General features: G+C 73.4%; 13 protein-coding genes. 5 read left to right on the top strand and 8 right to left on the bottom strand.

Annotation, left to right across the window (positions count from 1 at the left end):
- The first annotated feature begins 15 nt into the window (after positions 1-15).
- The 3 genes from C7Y72_RS11495 (at position 16) to C7Y72_RS11485 (ending at position 1949) form a co-directional block, all read left to right on the top strand.
- Positions 16-1083, top strand: coding sequence for a class I fructose-bisphosphate aldolase (locus tag C7Y72_RS11495; protein WP_154734577.1), 1068 nt, complete (start codon positions 16-18; stop codon positions 1081-1083).
- Positions 1084-1191: 108 nt separating this feature from the next.
- Positions 1192-1680: a thermonuclease family protein gene (locus C7Y72_RS11490; protein WP_146175342.1), complete on the top strand. Its 489-nt coding sequence runs from the start codon at positions 1192-1194 to the stop codon at positions 1678-1680.
- A 35-nt stretch (positions 1681-1715) separates the two neighbouring features.
- Entirely contained in the window at positions 1716-1949 is a 234-nt protein-coding gene (locus C7Y72_RS11485) for a hypothetical protein (protein ID WP_146175341.1), read from the top strand.
- 16 nt (positions 1950-1965) lie between these two features.
- Here C7Y72_RS11485 and C7Y72_RS11480 read toward each other — a convergent pair whose 3' ends face one another.
- Positions 1966-5493, bottom strand: a complete 3528-nt coding sequence (locus C7Y72_RS11480; RefSeq protein WP_107568857.1) for a hypothetical protein — start codon at positions 5491-5493, stop codon at positions 1966-1968.
- A 62-nt stretch (positions 5494-5555) separates the two neighbouring features.
- Positions 5556-5795: a carbon storage regulator CsrA gene (csrA, locus tag C7Y72_RS11475; protein WP_107568856.1), complete on the bottom strand. Its 240-nt coding sequence runs from the start codon at positions 5793-5795 to the stop codon at positions 5556-5558.
- A gap of 148 nt (positions 5796-5943) precedes the next feature.
- On the opposite strand from csrA, the gene C7Y72_RS11470 reads away from it, so the two are divergent.
- Together C7Y72_RS11470 and C7Y72_RS11465 are read left to right on the top strand one after the other, a co-directional pair.
- The gene (locus tag C7Y72_RS11470; protein WP_107568855.1) at positions 5944-6525 is read left to right on the top strand and encodes a hypothetical protein; all 582 of its coding nucleotides are present in this window, start codon (positions 5944-5946) and stop codon (positions 6523-6525) included.
- Positions 6522-7295: a GNAT family N-acetyltransferase gene (locus C7Y72_RS11465; RefSeq protein WP_107568854.1), complete on the top strand. Its 774-nt coding sequence runs from the start codon at positions 6522-6524 to the stop codon at positions 7293-7295. Before C7Y72_RS11470 ends, C7Y72_RS11465 begins: the two co-directional genes overlap by 4 nt.
- A gap of 10 nt (positions 7296-7305) precedes the next feature.
- On the opposite strand, the gene C7Y72_RS11460 is transcribed toward C7Y72_RS11465, so the two are convergent.
- The 6 genes from C7Y72_RS11460 to mfd form a co-directional block, all read right to left on the bottom strand.
- Positions 7306-7638 (bottom strand): hypothetical protein, encoded by a 333-nt coding sequence (locus tag C7Y72_RS11460; RefSeq protein ID WP_107568853.1) that lies wholly within the window; start codon positions 7636-7638, stop codon positions 7306-7308.
- Between the two features lie 39 nt (positions 7639-7677).
- Positions 7678-7977 carry an FtsB family cell division protein gene (locus tag C7Y72_RS11455; RefSeq protein ID WP_107568852.1) on the bottom strand — a complete coding sequence of 100 codons (300 nt, stop codon included), beginning with the start codon at positions 7975-7977 and terminating at the stop codon, positions 7678-7680.
- 99 nt (positions 7978-8076) lie between these two features.
- The gene (eno, locus tag C7Y72_RS11450) at positions 8077-9354 is read right to left on the bottom strand and encodes a phosphopyruvate hydratase (RefSeq protein WP_107568851.1); all 1278 of its coding nucleotides are present in this window, start codon (positions 9352-9354) and stop codon (positions 8077-8079) included.
- A 55-nt stretch (positions 9355-9409) separates the two neighbouring features.
- Positions 9410-10252 carry a MazG family protein gene (locus C7Y72_RS11445; protein ID WP_107568850.1) on the bottom strand — a complete coding sequence of 281 codons (843 nt, stop codon included), beginning with the start codon at positions 10250-10252 and terminating at the stop codon, positions 9410-9412.
- A 20-nt stretch (positions 10253-10272) separates the two neighbouring features.
- Complete coding sequence (locus C7Y72_RS11440; RefSeq protein WP_107568849.1) at positions 10273-11451, bottom strand: peptidyl-prolyl cis-trans isomerase; 1179 nt, start codon at positions 11449-11451, stop codon at positions 10273-10275.
- Positions 11452-11478: 27 nt separating this feature from the next.
- On the bottom strand, positions 11479-14889 hold the full coding sequence (gene mfd / locus C7Y72_RS11435) for a transcription-repair coupling factor (RefSeq protein ID WP_107569768.1): 3411 nt from the start codon (positions 14887-14889) through the stop codon (positions 11479-11481).
- Between the last annotated feature and the right edge of the window lie 9 nt (positions 14890-14898).

Raw genomic sequence — 14898 nt, 5'->3', positions numbered from 1 at the left:
GGTATCGTGCGCGCCATGTCCACCTCGCGAATCGAAGAGCTCCTCGGCGACGACGCCGGCCTGCTGACGCACACGTCGACCACGATCGACAAGTCCAAGCTGCACCTGCCCGGTCCCGACTTCATCGATCGCGTCTGGCTGGACAGCGACCGCACCCCGCAGGTCCTGCAGAACCTCTCGTGGCTGCAGCAGTCGGGTCGGCTCTCCGGCACGGGCTACGTGTCGATCCTCCCGGTCGACCAGGGCATCGAGCACTCGGGTGGTGCGAGCTTCGCGCCGAACCCGGACTACTTCGATCCGTCGAACATCGTCGAGCTCGCGATCGAGGGCGGCTGCAACGCGGTCGCGTCGACCGTCGGCGTCCTCGGGGCGACGTCGCGCAAGTACGCGCACAAGATCCCGTTCATCGTGAAGATCAACCACAACGAGTTCCTGGGCTACCCGAACGCGTTCGACCAGATCATGTTCTCGTCGGTGCGCAAGGCCTACGAGCTCGGCGCGGCCGGCGTCGGCGCGACGATCTACTTCGGCTCCGACGAGTCGCGCCGTCAGATCGTCGAGGTCGCCGCGGCCTTCGAGGAGGCGCACCGCCTCGGCATGTTCACGGTCCTGTGGTGCTACCTGCGCAACAGCGGCTTCAAGGTCGACGGGGTCGACTACCACACGGCCGCGGACCTCACGGGCCAGGCCAACCACCTCGGCACGACGATCGAGGCGGACATCATCAAGCAGAAGCTGCCCGAGGTGAACGGCGGCTACACGGCGCTCAACCAGAGCGGCTCGTACGGCAAGACCCACAAGAAGGTCTACGACGAGCTGACGACCGACAACCCGATCGACCTCACCCGCTACCAGCTGGCGAACTGCTACATGGGTCGCGCCGGGCTGATCAACTCCGGTGGCGCGTCCTCGGGCGCGACCGACCTCGCCGAGGCGGTCCGCACCGCGGTCATCAACAAGCGCGCGGGCGGCACGGGCCTGATCTCCGGCCGCAAGGCGTTCCAGCGTCCGCGCGCCGAGGGCGTCGAGCTGCTGCACGCGATCCAGGACGTGTACCTGGACGACGCGATCACGATCGCGTAGCGCCCGGCGTCACCGCCGACACGCACTTCGTCACGGGGCGGCCACGGGCCGCCCCGTCTCGTGTCACGGACCGGGCCGCGGGCCGCCGGCGGCCCTAGCGTCGGGGTCGTGTCCCGCGCCACCCTCCTGCCCCTGCTGCTGCTCGTCGCCGTGCTCGCCGCCGCCGCGGGCGCGCAGCTCGCCCCGCGCGGCCCGGACGCCGCGGCGGGCTGGCAGCGCACACGGGTGGAGCGCGTGGTCGACGGGGACACCGTCGTGCTGCGCGGCCTGGGTCCCGCGCGGCTGATCGGCGTCGACACGCCCGAGACGCACGGCGGCGTCGAGTGCTTCGGGCCGGCGGCGGCCGCGTTCACGACGCGGTCGCTGCGGGGCCGCGCGGTGCTGGTGCGCGCCGGCGTCGAGCCGCGGGACCGCTACGGCCGCGCCCTGGTCTACCTGCGCCGCCCGGGCACCGTCCTGTTCAACGGCGAGCTGCTGCGCCGGGGGTACGCGCGGCGGCTGCGGATCCCGCCGAACGTCGCGTTCGACGGCCGCTTCGACGCGCTCCTCGCGGCCGCCAGACGAGCGGCCGCGGGGCTGTGGGGTCGGTGTCCATAACCGGTTCTGAGCTAGGCTATGGAGCGTCCATGCGCATGCGACAGACCATCGCGGACCTCGAGCGGCAGTTCTTCGAGGAGGCCGAAGCGGACCGTCAGCGCCGTGAGGCGCTAGCCCGGAGCACGGAGATCCGTGCCCGTCGCCGTGAGGTCGACCGCATCCACCGCAACGGCAAGCTGCGCTTCGTGAGCCTCTGCCTCGTGCTGTTCGCGACCGCCGCCCTGGTGACGGTCGCGATGTTCGAGACGCTCTACCTCGTGATGGGCTGAGTCCGCGGGCGGCGCGTCAGCGCCGCCGCTGCGTGCGGGGAGCGCGCTGCGAGCCCCGCACGGTCAGCGAGCCCGACCGCGTGCCGCTGCGCACGCCCGCGGTGCTGATCGCGACGACGGTCACCCGCAGCGGGCCGGGGGCGTCGAGGCTCCGTGCCGGGGCGGGCAGCCGTGCGGTGCTCCGACCGGGCGGGACGACCGCGGAGGCGCGCGCACCGTCTCCGTAGCGGCCGGTGACGATCAGCCGCGTCGCCGGTCCCCGGCCGCGCGTGACGCGCACCTGGACCGCCGTCCCGGCACGGCGCACGCGCACGCGACGCGGCGTCGCCGGACCGCGCGGCGTGGGCTGCACGAAGCTCGCGATGACCTTCTCCTGCAGCACGAAGCCGTCGCCGCTGCTGACGCGCGCGACGATCTGGTGACGTCCGGCGACGAGCGCGTTGGGCGTGAAGGACACCGTGCCGCCCCGGCCGCCGGCCTTCAGCGGCACGTCGCCGGTGCGGGTGCGCTCGACGAGCGCCACGGTCGCGTCGGCGTTGCCGCGCACCCGGAAGGACACGGTCCGCCGGCTGCCGCGGGCCCGGGAGACGCTGCCGGTCACCGTCGGCGCGGGCGCGGGGACGCTGGCCTGGACGCCGGTGAGCGCGGGCGTCCCCGGGCGGGGCACGACGCGGTAGAGCCCCGGGGCGGGCTGGTTGATCTGGATCGTCGTGGCGTGGACGGTCTCCGAGGAGCCGACCTCGACGAACGCCGCGTCCAGCGGCACGGGGACGCCGGCGGGGTCGAGCACGTCGACCTGCGGCGCCCCCGTCGCGGACTGGACGTCGATCGACACCGACCGGGCCCCGGCGGGCACGGTCAGTCCGCCGCCCGCCTGCCGCAGCGCGGTGCGGCTGATCAGGCCGACGGAGATGTCGTCGTAGAAGCAGGTCGGTCCGGCGTGCTTGCGGATCGGGCCGCCCCACCGGTAGGTGACGGTGTACGCCTCGTCGTCGAAGGAGGCGCAGCCGGCGATGCCGCGGCTGGAGACGTAGCCCTCGGGCAGGTCCTTGCAGGCGCCGACGACGAAGATCCCGATGCAGACCTCGCCTTGGCCCTTGCCCTCGAAGCCGGCGGCGGAGACCCCGGCCCGGACCTTCGCGCCGACGTAGAGGAAGTTCTTGTCGATCGCGCCGACCTCGAGGTCGGCGAGCACGACGCCGTCGGAGCCCGCCCGCAGGGAGGCGTTCGCGACGTCGAACAGCCCGAGGACCGCGAGGCTGCCGCGGACCTGGACCACGAACGGGTTCGCGAACGTCAGCGCGATCGTGCCGTCGAGGTCCAGCAGGTAGCGGCCCGGCGAGACCGGGACGGCCCCGACGCCCACACCCCCGTTGACGACGAGCGGGCGGTTGTTGCGGTTGACCTCGAGCCCCGCGGCGACCCGGTGCAGGAACACCGGCGGGCTGGGGAACAGCTGCACCCCGGGGAACGGCAGGTCGTAGGTGGCGGTCGCGGCGAACGAGGTGCCGTCGAACTGCGCCTGCAGGGCGAGCCGCGCGCCGCCGGGGATCGTGACCGCGCCGGTGCCCGACCAGCGGTTCCCCTCGCGGGTCCAGGTGACGTCGAGCCCCTCGACGACGACCGGGCCGAGCGGCAGCGTCCCCTGGCGGATGCGCAGCGTGTCGAGCCGCAGACCGCCCGTCGGGGTGACGACGAGGTCGGCGTGGCCGGTCAGCCCGAAGAACTGGGGACCGAGGTCGACGTCGACGGGGATCGAGACGCCGAAGCCCGCGGTCGCGAGCGGCGCGAGCGCGTTGGCGACCCGGAACCCGCGGACCTGCGTCGGGAACTTCGGGAGGTCCAGGACGGGCTGGCCGACCTTGGCGGTCAGCTTCTGCTTGAGCTGGCCCTGGAAGATGCGGATGTCACCGGCCTCGTTGCCGGGGATGTCGACCGTGACCGTCCCGGTGGAGTAGAGCGTCACGGACTTCGCGGCGCGGTCGGTGCGCAGCACGATCTGCGATCCGCCCAGCGGCGTGATGCGCAGCCCGTTGTAGAGCACGGGACCGTTGGAGACCGAGGAGCCCTTGTCGGCGCCGATCCCCGGCAGGAAGCAGCCGACGCCGTCGGCCGTCGTGACCTGGACGGCGGCGACCGCGATCCGCTGGCACTCGCGCGTGACGCCGCCGTCGCCGGTGGCGCTCCCCGCCCCCGGGGTGGTCCCGGGCAGGCCGGGGGCGGTCAGGCGGCCCTGTGGCCCGAACGTCGCCGCGCGCACTTCGCCGTCGGTCTCGCCGCTCTGCCAGACCGCGACGCCGCCGCCGTCCGGCGCGGCCGCGACGTCCGGGAGGAAGACCCCCTCGCTCGCCGCCGTGAGGCGCTCCGGGGCGGTGAAGCTGCGCCCGTCGGGGCTGCGCCGGACGTAGAGGCCGTTCGCGCTCACCGGATCGCCGACGTCCTTGTAGGCGGTGACGAGCTGCGCGCCCGGCGCCGCGCCCGCGGTCGTCGCGATCGGCTCCTGCGCGCTGTCGGCGGTCAGGGCGACCGGCGCCCCTCCCCCGTCCAGCGGCGTCGCGACGACGCGCTGGTTCAGCGCGGCGGTGGCGCCGCCCAGCGCGAAGGCGGTCAGCCCGGCGGGTCCGGCGCCGAGCCCGGTGAGCGCGGTGCCCGGCACGCGCTGCGGGGCGGAGAAGCTCTCGGGGCCGGACGGGCGTGTGGCCGCCGCGGCGCGCTGGACGGCGGCGCCGCCCGCGCTCGGGTAGCCGACGGCGATGCCGCCGCCCGGCAGCGGGGCGAGGACCCCGGCGGTCGCGGTCGGGAAGACGATGCGGTCGGTGGAGAAGCTGCCGCCCTGCAGCGACGTGAACGCGACGCTGCCGCCGCCCGCCAGCGACCCGCCGGTCGCGCCGAGCAGGCCGATGAGCGGGTTGTCTCCCGGCCCGAACTGGACGGGCCGCGTCGCCAGGGCCAGGTCGGCGGCGACGGGGAGGCCGCCGCTGAAGGTGGCGCCGCCGTCGGTGGAGGCGAACGCGATCGTCGTGGTCGTGGAGTCCCCGGCCGGGGTCGCGTACGTCGTGACGGACCGCGTGCTGAGGACGAACAGCTGGTCGCCGAGCACGAGCGGGTAGGCGCCGCCGCCGGCGTCCTGGTTGAAGGCGGGGTCGTCGCCGGGCCCGTAGGTGGCCTTCTGCGGGCGCAGGACGCGGCTGCCGGGCGGGTTGTCGCACGCGGTCGCCCCGCGCGGCAGGCGGCAGAAGCCGATGCCGCCCTCGGTGCCGCTCGTCGGGTCGGTCGCCAGCAGCCAGGTGACGTACGCGGTGCCGGCGTCGTCGACGGCGACGTGCGGGGTCGGGCGCCCGACGGCGTCGGCGAGCTTCAGCGACGGGCGGACGGGGCGTGCCGGGGTCGTGCCCGTGGGCGTCCCGGTGCGGACCTTCTTGGCGGGCCCGGTGAACGCCGGGGTGCTCGCGACCCGTGGTTTCGCCGTGACCACCGCCGGCCCGGCGGCCGACACGGCGACGCTCGTCGCGACGGCGACGAGCAGGATTCGGGTTGTGCGCACCCCCCGACCCTAGGGATGTGCGACACGATGTGCCACCTGCGCGCCGCGGACGGCGCGGTCGCTCAGCTCTCGCCGAGCTTGCTGAGGGCGTCGTCGACCTCGGCGCGGAACGACTGACCGGCCCCCGCCTCGATCGCGCGCTCCTCCTGGATCTCCAGGTAGACCTCCTTGCGGAACACCGGGATGTCCCGCGGCGCCTGGATGCCGATGCGGACCTTCTCGCCCATGATCGACAGGACGGACACCTCGATGTCGTCGCCGATCATGATGCTCTGGTTGGACTTGCGTGTCAGTACGAGCATGACGCTCTGTGGCCTCCGTGGTTCCCCTGCCGGTGCCGCGCACTTTGCCAGGCTCGCCGAAGCGCCGCAACCCGGTGTACGCAGCGATTCTCCAGAAGGGCCGCCACCCGGGCCCCTGACGTGGCCTTCCGATAGGTTGTCCGCGACTATGGCACGCCGATCGCTCCGTCCGCAGCTCAACCAGATCCGCACGTGGGTGCAGCAGGGCCGTACCGACGCGTGGATCGCCCACCAGCTCGAGGTCACGGTCCAGCAGATCGCCGCGTTCAAGCGCGACAACGACCTCGCCCCGGCCGAGCCCGCCCCCGAGACCGAGGGCGCCGACATCCTCGAGGACGAGTTCGATCTGCGCGCGCAGGACGACGCGCGCATCGCCGAGGAGCTGGAGGCCGCCGAGGCCGAGCGGCTCAAGCGCGAGGCGGAGGAGGCCGAGCGCGCCGCCGAGGAGGCCAAGCGCAAGGCCGAGGCGGGCGAGGAGGACGACGAGGACGACAAGCCCGCGCGTCGTCGCGGCCGTCGCGGTGGCCGCGGCCGCCGGCGCGGGGCGTCGACCGGCCCGTACGAGGGCACGTTCGACCACGGCGACGAGGGCTACGGCCTGTGGCTCGATCCCAGCGTGCAGGACAACGCGGTGTACGCCGAGCACTGGGCCGGGCACCGCGCGATCGAGGTCACCGTCGAGGAGGACCAGATCGTCATCCGCCGCGTCGGCGGCGACACCGAGGAGTGAGCGCGGCGGCGGACGCCGCCGCCCGGGCCCTGGACGCGGTCCGCGCCCTCACGATCGGCGGCGCCGCACAGGCGCTCCCCCACCCGCGCGGCACGCTGCTGCGCAGCCCCGACGAGCCGCGGGCGTTCGTCGCCAACCAGCTGCTGCTGGACCGCAGCGCCGACCTCGACGCCCGCGGGCTGATCGCGGTTCTCGACGAGGCGCTGGACGGCTTCGGGCATCGCCGCGCGGTGATCACCGACGACGCGGAGGGCGCGCGCCTGCACGCGGCGCTGCTCCCCCACGGCTGGGGCGGCGGGGCCCAGGTCGTGATGGTGCTCGCGCCCGATGCGCCGCCGGCCGCGATCGGCGTCGCCGACGTGCCGGTCGCTCCGGAGGCCCGCGTCCGGGCGGTCGGGCTGCGCTCCGACGTCGCGTCGGGGCTCGAGCCCGCGGTCGCCGAGCAGCTCGCGCGCGTCCGGGCCCGCGAGCGCGCCGCCCGGGGCGCCCGGGGCGTCGTCGTCGCGGTCGACGGGCAGGACGCCGCCCACGCCACGCTGCACCGCACCGGTCAGGTCTTCCAGATCGAGGACGTCGTGACGCTCCCGCCGTACCGCGGCCGTGGCCTCGCCCGCCGCGTCATCGCCTCGTGCGTCCGGGAGGCCCGCGCGCAGGGGGCCGAGCTCGTCGTGATCGTCGCCGACGCCGACGACTCCCCGCGCGAGCTCTACGCGCGGATGGGGTTCGCCCCGGTCGCGCGGCTCTGGGTCGTGCAGCGCGAGGTGCTGTAGCCCCGGCGCGTCAGTCGGCGTCGAGGTCGAGCCGGCGGCCGCCCGCGTAGTCGCTGGCCTCGCGCACGTAGCGGTGGAAGGCGGCGTCGGCGACGAGCCGCTGCTCCCACGCCCACGGCGCGCCCGGCGCGGTCGCGACCGCGAGGTCGAGCACCCAGGAGGTGCCGCGGTCGTAGAGGTCGACGAGCTCCTCGGTGGTGAACGAGGACCCCAGGCGGCGGCGCAGCTCCTGCACCGTGCGCTCGACGACGCGCTCGGCGGCGATCTGCTGCGCGTCCTCGAGCTGGTCGATCCGGCGCTGTCCCTCGCGCCACTGCTGCACGGCGGTCTCGAACGTCGACATCCGTCCCGACGCTAGCACCCGCGCACCGCGGGCCCCGGACTACTCCGACGGCAGGCCGCGCAGCACGTAGGAGCGCTCGCCGGGCCGGACCATGCCGAGCTTGCGGGCCTCCTGCTCGAGCGCCCCGCGGTCCTTCAGCGCCGCGCGGCGGGCGCGCAGCTCGCGGTTCTCCTTGCGCAGCTCCGCGACGTCCTGGCGCTTCTGCGCGGCCTCGCCGCGCGTGGTGACGTAGGAGTGCAGCGGCCCGACGTACAGCGCGAGCACCCCGACGGTGACGACGAGGAAGGCGAGACGCGAGACGCGGTCGAGGCGGATTCCCGGGCGGCGGTGGGAGCTCACACCGCGAAGGTTCGCCCCCGACCCGACGGTTCCTGCCCGCTGGACGGACGTGCAACGCGGCCACCACGCACCGGGTGGCCGCGTGCCGCGGCCCGGACGCTAGGAGCGGAAGACCGAGCGGCCCGGGTACGTGGCGGCGGCGCCGAGGGCCTCCTCGATGCGCAGCAGCTGGTTGTACTTCGCGACGCGGTCCGAGCGGGACGGGGCACCGGTCTTGATCTGGCCGCAGCCGGTGGCGACGGCGAGGTCGGCGATCGTGACGTCCTCGGTCTCGCCCGAGCGGTGCGACATGACCGCGGTGTACCCGGCCTCGGTGGCGATGCGGATCGCCTCCAGCGTCTCGGTCAGCGTGCCGATCTGGTTGACCTTGATGAGGATCGAGTTGCCGACGCCGGCCTCGATGCCGCGCGTGAGGCGCGCCGGGTTCGTGACGAAGAGGTCGTCGCCGACGAGCTGGACCGTGTCGCCGACGAGGTCGGTCAGGACCTTCCAGCCGTCCCAGTCCTCCTCGTTCATGCCGTCCTCGATCGAGAGGATCGGGTACTTGCCCGCCATCTCGGCCCAGTACTCGGCGAGCTGCTGCGCGGTGAGCTTGCGGCCCTCGTGCTCGAGGTCGTAGAGGCCGTCGTCGCCGTGGATCTCGCTGGTGGCGGGGTCCAGGGCGATCGCGACGTCGGTGCCCGGGGTGTAGCCCGCGGCCTCGATGCCGTCGACGAGGACCTGCAGCGCCTCCTCGTTGGAGCCGAGGTTCGGCGCGAAGCCGCCCTCGTCGCCGACCGCGGTCGCGAGGCCGCGCTGGTGCAGGATCTTCTTGAGGCTGTGGAAGACCTCCGCGCCGGTGCGCAGGCCCTCCGAGAACGAGGCCGCGCCGCACGGGACGACCATGAACTCCTGGAAGTCGACCGAGTTGTCGGCGTGCGCGCCGCCGTTGAGCACGTTCATCATCGGGACCGGCAGGACGTTCGCCGACGGGCCGCCGAGGTGCCGCCAGAGCGGCTCGCCGGCCTCGGCCGCGGCCGCGTGCGCGGCGGCGAGCGACACGCCGAGGATCGCGTTGGCGCCCAGGCGTGACTTGTTCGGGGTGCCGTCGAGCTCGATCAGCGCGCCGTCGAGGCCCGCCTGGTCGCCACCGTCGCGGCCGGTGATCGCGCCGGCGATCTCGCCGTTGACGTTGGCGACCGCGTTGGTGACGCCCTTGCCGAGATAGGCGTCGCCGCCGTCGCGCAGCTCGGTCGCCTCGAACTCGCCGGTGGAGGCGCCGGACGGGACCGCGGCGCGGCCGTGCGCGCCGGACGCGAGCGTCAGCTCGACCTCCACGGTCGGGTTGCCGCGGCTGTCGAGGATCTGGCGGGCGTGGACGGACTGGATCGCGCTCATGGCCCGGGATTCTCGCGCGCCCGCGCGCGACGTGTCGTGCGGGTGGCGGCGCGGCTCAGCCGTGCTCGCGCAGGCGTGCCTGCGCGTAGTGCTGCAGCTGCCGGTCGGGCGTCAGCGACGCCCACTCCTCGCCGGCGGCGGTCGCCTGCGCCTCGGCGGCCTCGATCCGGCCGCGGAAGCGGTCGGCGGCGGCCCGCAGCGCCAGTTCCGGGTCGACCTTCAGCTTGCGCGCGACGTTCACCGCCGCGAAGAGCACGTCGCCGACCTCGTGGAAGAGCGCGTCGCGGACCGGCCCGGCGGGCGAGACGTCCCCGTCGGCCTGCGCGACGGCCTCGGCGAGCTCCTGCAGCTCGCCCGCGACCGCCTCCAGCGGGACGCCGTCGAAGTCGAAGCCGGTCGAGGCGGTGCGGCGCTGCACCTTGCGGGCGTAGAGCGTGCCCGGCAGGTTCTCCGGAACCTCCCCGAAGATCCCCGGTGCGCGGCCCGCCTCGGACTTCTTGATCTCGTCCCAGTTGGCGAGGACCTCGCCCGCGGTCGAGGCCTGCACGGTCCCGTCGGGCCCGGCGATCGCCGAGTCCGGGTCGGGGTAGACGTGCGGATGGCGGCGGATGAGCTTCTGCCGGCACGCCTCCGCGACGTCGGCGAGCGACGCGACCCCGCGCTCCTCCAGCAGGAGCGACAGGAAGTGGACCTGGAAGAGGACGTCGCCGAGCTCGTCGACCTGCTTGGCGTCGTCGCCGGCGTTGGCGGCGTCGGCGAGCTCGAACGCCTCCTCGACCGTGTGCGGCACGATCGAGCGGGCGTCCTGCTCGCGGTCCCACGGACACGCGACCCGCAGTTCGCGGGTCAGCGCGTCGAGCCGGCCGAGGGCCTCCTGGATCTCCTGGGGGGAGGCCACCCGGCCGGGGCGTCCGCCGGCTAGTTGGCGGGCGTCGTGGCGACGCCCTGCTGGCCGGTGTTCGTCTTGGGCTTCGGGGCGTTCTTGCAGTCCTGGATCACGAAGCCGTCGCGGCAGTCGGTCTTGTCCTTCCACTTGTCGCGGAAGTCCTTGACGAAGTCGTCCAGCGCCTTCTGCTGGTTCTGGGAGGCCAGCAGCTGCTTGATCGTCTCCTTCGCCTGGGCGAGCGTCTGCTGCGAGGCCTTGGTGACCTTCTGGACGCGGAAGACGTAGAAGCCGAACTGCGTCTTGACGGGGCCCTCGAGCGCGCCGGTCTTGGCCGAGAAGATCGCGTCGTCGAACGCCTTCTCCTGCTGGCCCTTGGCGACCGCGAGCAGCACGCCGCCCTGGTCCTTGGAGGCCTGGTCGATCGAGAACTTCTTCGCGACCGTCTTGAACGACTGGCCGGAGGCGATCGCCGCGCGGGCCTCGTTCGCCTTCGCCTCGGTCTTCGTCAGGACGATCCGCAGGTCACGCCGCTCGGGCTGCGCGAAGCGCGCCTTGTTCTTGGCGTAGTAGTCGGAGATCTCCTTGTCGGTGACCTTGTCCTTGCCCTTGGTGACGCTCTCGCGCAGCTTGTTGGAGAGCGTGTCGAGCTCGACGCGGAACAGCAGGTCGTCCATGGTCATCCCGGACGACTTCAGGAAGTTCTGGAAGTCCTTCTCCTTCGGGAACGACTGCTTCTTCGTCGTCTCGAACTGCTTCTTGACCTCGGCGTCGGAGACCTTGACGTCGCGGTCCTTGGCCTCGCCCTGGATCCACTCCGAGGAGATCAGGAACTGCAGCACCTGGTCGCGCAGGCCCTCGTACTCCTGCTTGCACTGCGTCTTGAACTGCGCGGCGGTGGGCTTCGGCTGCCCCTTGGCCGGCTTGGGCGCCTCCTTGGTCTTCTTCGCGATGCACGCGGTGAAGTCCGGGGGCTGCGGGATCGACACGGCAGGCTTCTTGCCCTGGGCGGCCAGCTGCGGGTTCGCGGCGCCCTGCGAGGAGATCGCGGCGACCTCCATCCAGTGGTTGAAGTTCGTCTTGGAGATCGACGCGTCCCCGACCTTCGCGACGGCGTTGCCGGGGACGGCGTCGTCCCCGCAGGCGGCGAGGGCGAAGGCCGACAGCGCGATGGCCGCGGGCGCGACGATGAGACGGGCCTTGACAGAGCTCATGTGGCGCGCATGGTAGCCCCTACGCCGTCACGCCCGCGTCACCGCCAGGAGGTCGTCCGCCGCCTTCAGCACGGCGGGGAACCGCTCGGCGGGCGCGGTCGGCACCCGGAAGCTGACCTGGGAGCGGCCCGGCTCGATCTTCACGTCGTCGGCGCGCTCGCGCAGCTGGGCCTGCTGGTCGTCCTCGAGGTCGATCGGCGTGACGGTCAGCAGGCCACCGCGGAACGACACGTTGCGCGCGCCCGCCTGTCCGAGCTTCACGCGCGCGATCTGCAGCGCGATGAGGTTCGACAGCGGCTCGGGCACCTCGCCGAAGCGGTCGGCGAGCTCGTCCTGGAGCATGCCGAGGTCCGCGACCTCGCGCGCGCCGGCGATCCGCCGGTGCACGTCGATCTTCGCCTGCTCGTAGGGGATGTAGTTCGCGGGGATGTACGCGTCGACGCTGACGTCGAGGCGCACGGGCTCGAACGCGTCGTCCGGGTCGCCGCCGCCCGCGGCCTCGACGGCCTCCTCGAGCATCGACATGTAGAGCTCGAAGCCGAGCGCCGCGACGTGACCGGACTGCTCGTCGCCGAGCAGGTTGCCGGCGCCGCGCAGCTCGAGGTCGCGCATCGCGACCTTGAAGCCGGCGCCGAGCTCGGTGTAGTCGGAGAGGGCGCTGAGGCGCTTGGTCGCCTCCTCGGTCAGCGCGGCGGCCGCCGGGTACAGCAGGTAGGCGTAGGCGCGCTGGCTGGAGCGCCCGACGCGCCCGCGGATCTGGTAGAGCTGCGACAGGCCGAACATGTCGGCCCGCTCGACGATCAGCGTGTTGGCCTGCGGGATGTCGATGCCGCTCTCGATGATGCTCGTGGCGACGAGGACGTCCGCCTCGCCGCGCAGGAACGAGACCATGCGCCGCTCGAGCTCCTGCTCGTCGAGCTGCCCGTGCGCGACCTCGAAGGTCATGCCCGGACACAGGCCGCGCAGCCGCTCGGCGGTCTCGTCGATCGTCTCGACGCGGTTGTGCAGGAAGAACGCCTGGCCGCCGCGGTCCTTCTCGCGCGTTAGCGCCTGCTTGACGAGCTCCTCGTCGTACTCGCCCACGTAGGTCTTGACCGGACGCCGTCCCTCCGGCGGCGTCTCGATGACGGTGATGTCGCGCAGGCCCGCCAGCGACATCTGCAGCGTCCGCGGGATCGGCGTCGCGCTCATCGCGATGACGTCGACCTTGAGCTTCAGCTGGCGCAGCAGCTCCTTCTGCTTGACCCCGAAGCGCTGCTCCTCGTCGACGACCAGCAGGCCGAGGTCCTTGCCGCGGACGTCGCGGCCGAGCAGGCGGTGCGTGCCGATGAGGACGTCGACGCGGCCCTCGTTGAACCCGGCGATCGCCTCCTTCTGCTCGGCCGGGGTGCGGAAGCGGCTGACGTGCGCGACGGTGAACGGGTAGTCCTTCATGCGCTCGGCGAAGCTGCCGTAGTGCTGCTGGGCGAGGATCGTCGTCGGGGCGAGCATGAGGACCTGCTTGCCGTCGTCGGCGCACTTGAACGCGGCGCGCAGCGCGACCTCGGTCTTGCCGTAGCCGACGTCGCCGCAGATCAGCCGGTCCATCGGCCGCGGCGCCTCCATGTCGCCCTTGACCGCCTCGATCGCGTCCTTCTGGTCGGCGGTCTCGGTCCAGGGGAACTTGTCCTCGAACTCGCGCATCCACTGCGAGTCCTCGGGGAACGCGTGCCCGGTGCGGCGGCGGCGCTCGGCGTAGAGGTTCAGCAGCTCGCCGGCGAGCTCCTGCGCGGCGCGGCGGGCGCGCGACTTCAGCGTCTCCCAGCTCTTGCCGCCGAGCTTGGACAGCGGCGGGTGGCTGCCGCCCGCGCCGACGTAGCGGCTGATCTTGGCGAGCTGGTCGACGGGGAGGAAGACCTTGTCGCTGCCGGCGTACTCGAGCTCGAGGTAGTCGCGGGTGACCCCGGCGACCGTCTTGGTGTCGAAACCGGCGAAGCGGGCGAGGCCGTGGTCCTCGTGCACGACGATGTCGCCGGTGCGCAGGTCCGCGAACGAACGCAGCGCGCCGCGCTTGACGATCCCCTTGCCGCCGCCGCGGGCGGCGTCCTCGCGCTGCTGCTTGCGCCGGCGGAACAGCCGGTGGTCGGGGATGACGGCGAGGTTGATCCCGGGGGCGACGAACCCGTCGCGCAGGCGGGCCTGCACGAAGTGCACGGTCGGGGCCCGCTCGGCGCCGGTGTCGCCGCGGTCGCGCAGGTCGGTGTCGCCGGGCACGATCCACTCGGCCTTCAGCCGCGCGAAGTTGTAGGCGGAGCGCTCGCCGTCGCCGCGCCGCGGGAACGCCACGACGGTCCGGTAGCCGGAGCGCACGAGCTTCTCGAGCTCGGGCTCGGCCTCCTTGAGCGTGCGCGCCGCGGTGTCCGCGGCCTGGGCGCGGAACTCCATGTCGTGGTCGGTGCTGATGCTCGACAGGCGCACGTGGGCGCGCTGGGCGAGCGTCGCGACGATCGGGTCGGGCGCGACGTAGAGGTGGTGGGCGTCGGTGTCGTGGAAGGCGGCGCAGACGTCCTGCCAGTGGTCGGCGAGCGCCGGCGCGACCTCCTCCTCGGCGGCGAGCAGCACGACGGTGTCCTGCGGGGCGAGGTCGAGGAAGGCGTGGAAGCGGTCGACGGGCAGCAGCTGCGCGATGTCGGGCCGCTCGTCGCCGTCCAGGACGGTCGCGGTCTCGGCGTCGGCGCGGTGCTCGGCGGCGAGCTCGGCGGCGGGGGCGATCTCGATCTCGGTGAGGTCGTCGAGGCTGCGCTGCGTGAAGGTGCTGAAGCCGCGCAGGGACTCGATCTCGATGTCGAAGAGGTCGACGCGCACCGCCCGGTCCTCGGTCGCCGGGTAGACGTCGAGGATGCCGCCGCGGACCGCGAACTGGCCGCGGTCGTCGACCTGGTCGACGCGCTCGTAGCCGGCGTCGACGAGGTCCTGCGCGAGCTCGTCGAGGTCGACGAGGTCGCGGACGCGGAGCGTGAAGCTCGTCGGCCGCAGCGCCGGGTCCGGGACCTTCTCGCTGAGCGCGACCGCGCTGACGACCACGACGGGCGGCTCGGCGTCGGCGTCCGGGTCCCAGGAGACGAGCGCGTCCATCGCGGCGACCCGCAGGCCCACGAGGTGCGCGGGCGGGGCGAGGTGCGACTCGTACGCGACGCCGCGCGAGGGGCAGAACCGCACCGGGCGCGGGTGCAGCCACGCGCGCAGGTCGGCGGCGAGCTCCTTGGCCTGCCGGTCGTCCCCGGCGACGACGACCGCGGGCCGGCCGGCGGCGGCCGACCCGTCGACCCCGTCGAGCAGGCCGGCGAGCAGGTACGGGCGCAGCGACTGCGAGACGAACGCGCTGCCGCCCGCGTCGGCGAGCCGGACCGCGTCGTCGGAGGTGTTCAGGTGGTGCAGGAGGGGGCGAAGCGACGACATGCTCTTCTC

Source organism: Paraconexibacter algicola (assembly GCF_003044185.1).
Taxonomy (GTDB): Bacteria; Actinomycetota; Thermoleophilia; order Solirubrobacterales; family Solirubrobacteraceae; genus Paraconexibacter; species Paraconexibacter algicola.
The sequence above is the reverse complement of the archived record's forward strand: the minus strand, read 5'-3'. Positions and strand labels throughout refer to the sequence as shown.

Bases quoted from the DNA above. Each gene is read 5' to 3' on its own strand.
- mfd (WP_107569768.1), bottom strand. From the start codon at position 14,889: ATGTCGTCGCTTCGCCCCCTCCTGCACCACCTGAACACCTCCGACGAC.
- C7Y72_RS11485 (WP_146175341.1), top strand. From the start codon at position 1,716: ATGCGACAGACCATCGCGGACCTCGAGCGGCAGTTCTTCGAGGAGGCC.
- C7Y72_RS11495 (WP_154734577.1), top strand. From the start codon at position 16: ATGTCCACCTCGCGAATCGAAGAGCTCCTCGGCGACGACGCCGGCCTG.
- C7Y72_RS11440 (WP_107568849.1), bottom strand. From the start codon at position 11,451: ATGAGCTCTGTCAAGGCCCGTCTCATCGTCGCGCCCGCGGCCATCGCG.
- eno (WP_107568851.1), bottom strand. From the start codon at position 9,354: ATGAGCGCGATCCAGTCCGTCCACGCCCGCCAGATCCTCGACAGCCGC.
- csrA (WP_107568856.1), bottom strand. From the start codon at position 5,795: ATGCTCGTACTGACACGCAAGTCCAACCAGAGCATCATGATCGGCGAC.
- C7Y72_RS11460 (WP_107568853.1), bottom strand. From the start codon at position 7,638: ATGTCGACGTTCGAGACCGCCGTGCAGCAGTGGCGCGAGGGACAGCGC.
- C7Y72_RS11470 (WP_107568855.1), top strand. From the start codon at position 5,944: ATGGCACGCCGATCGCTCCGTCCGCAGCTCAACCAGATCCGCACGTGG.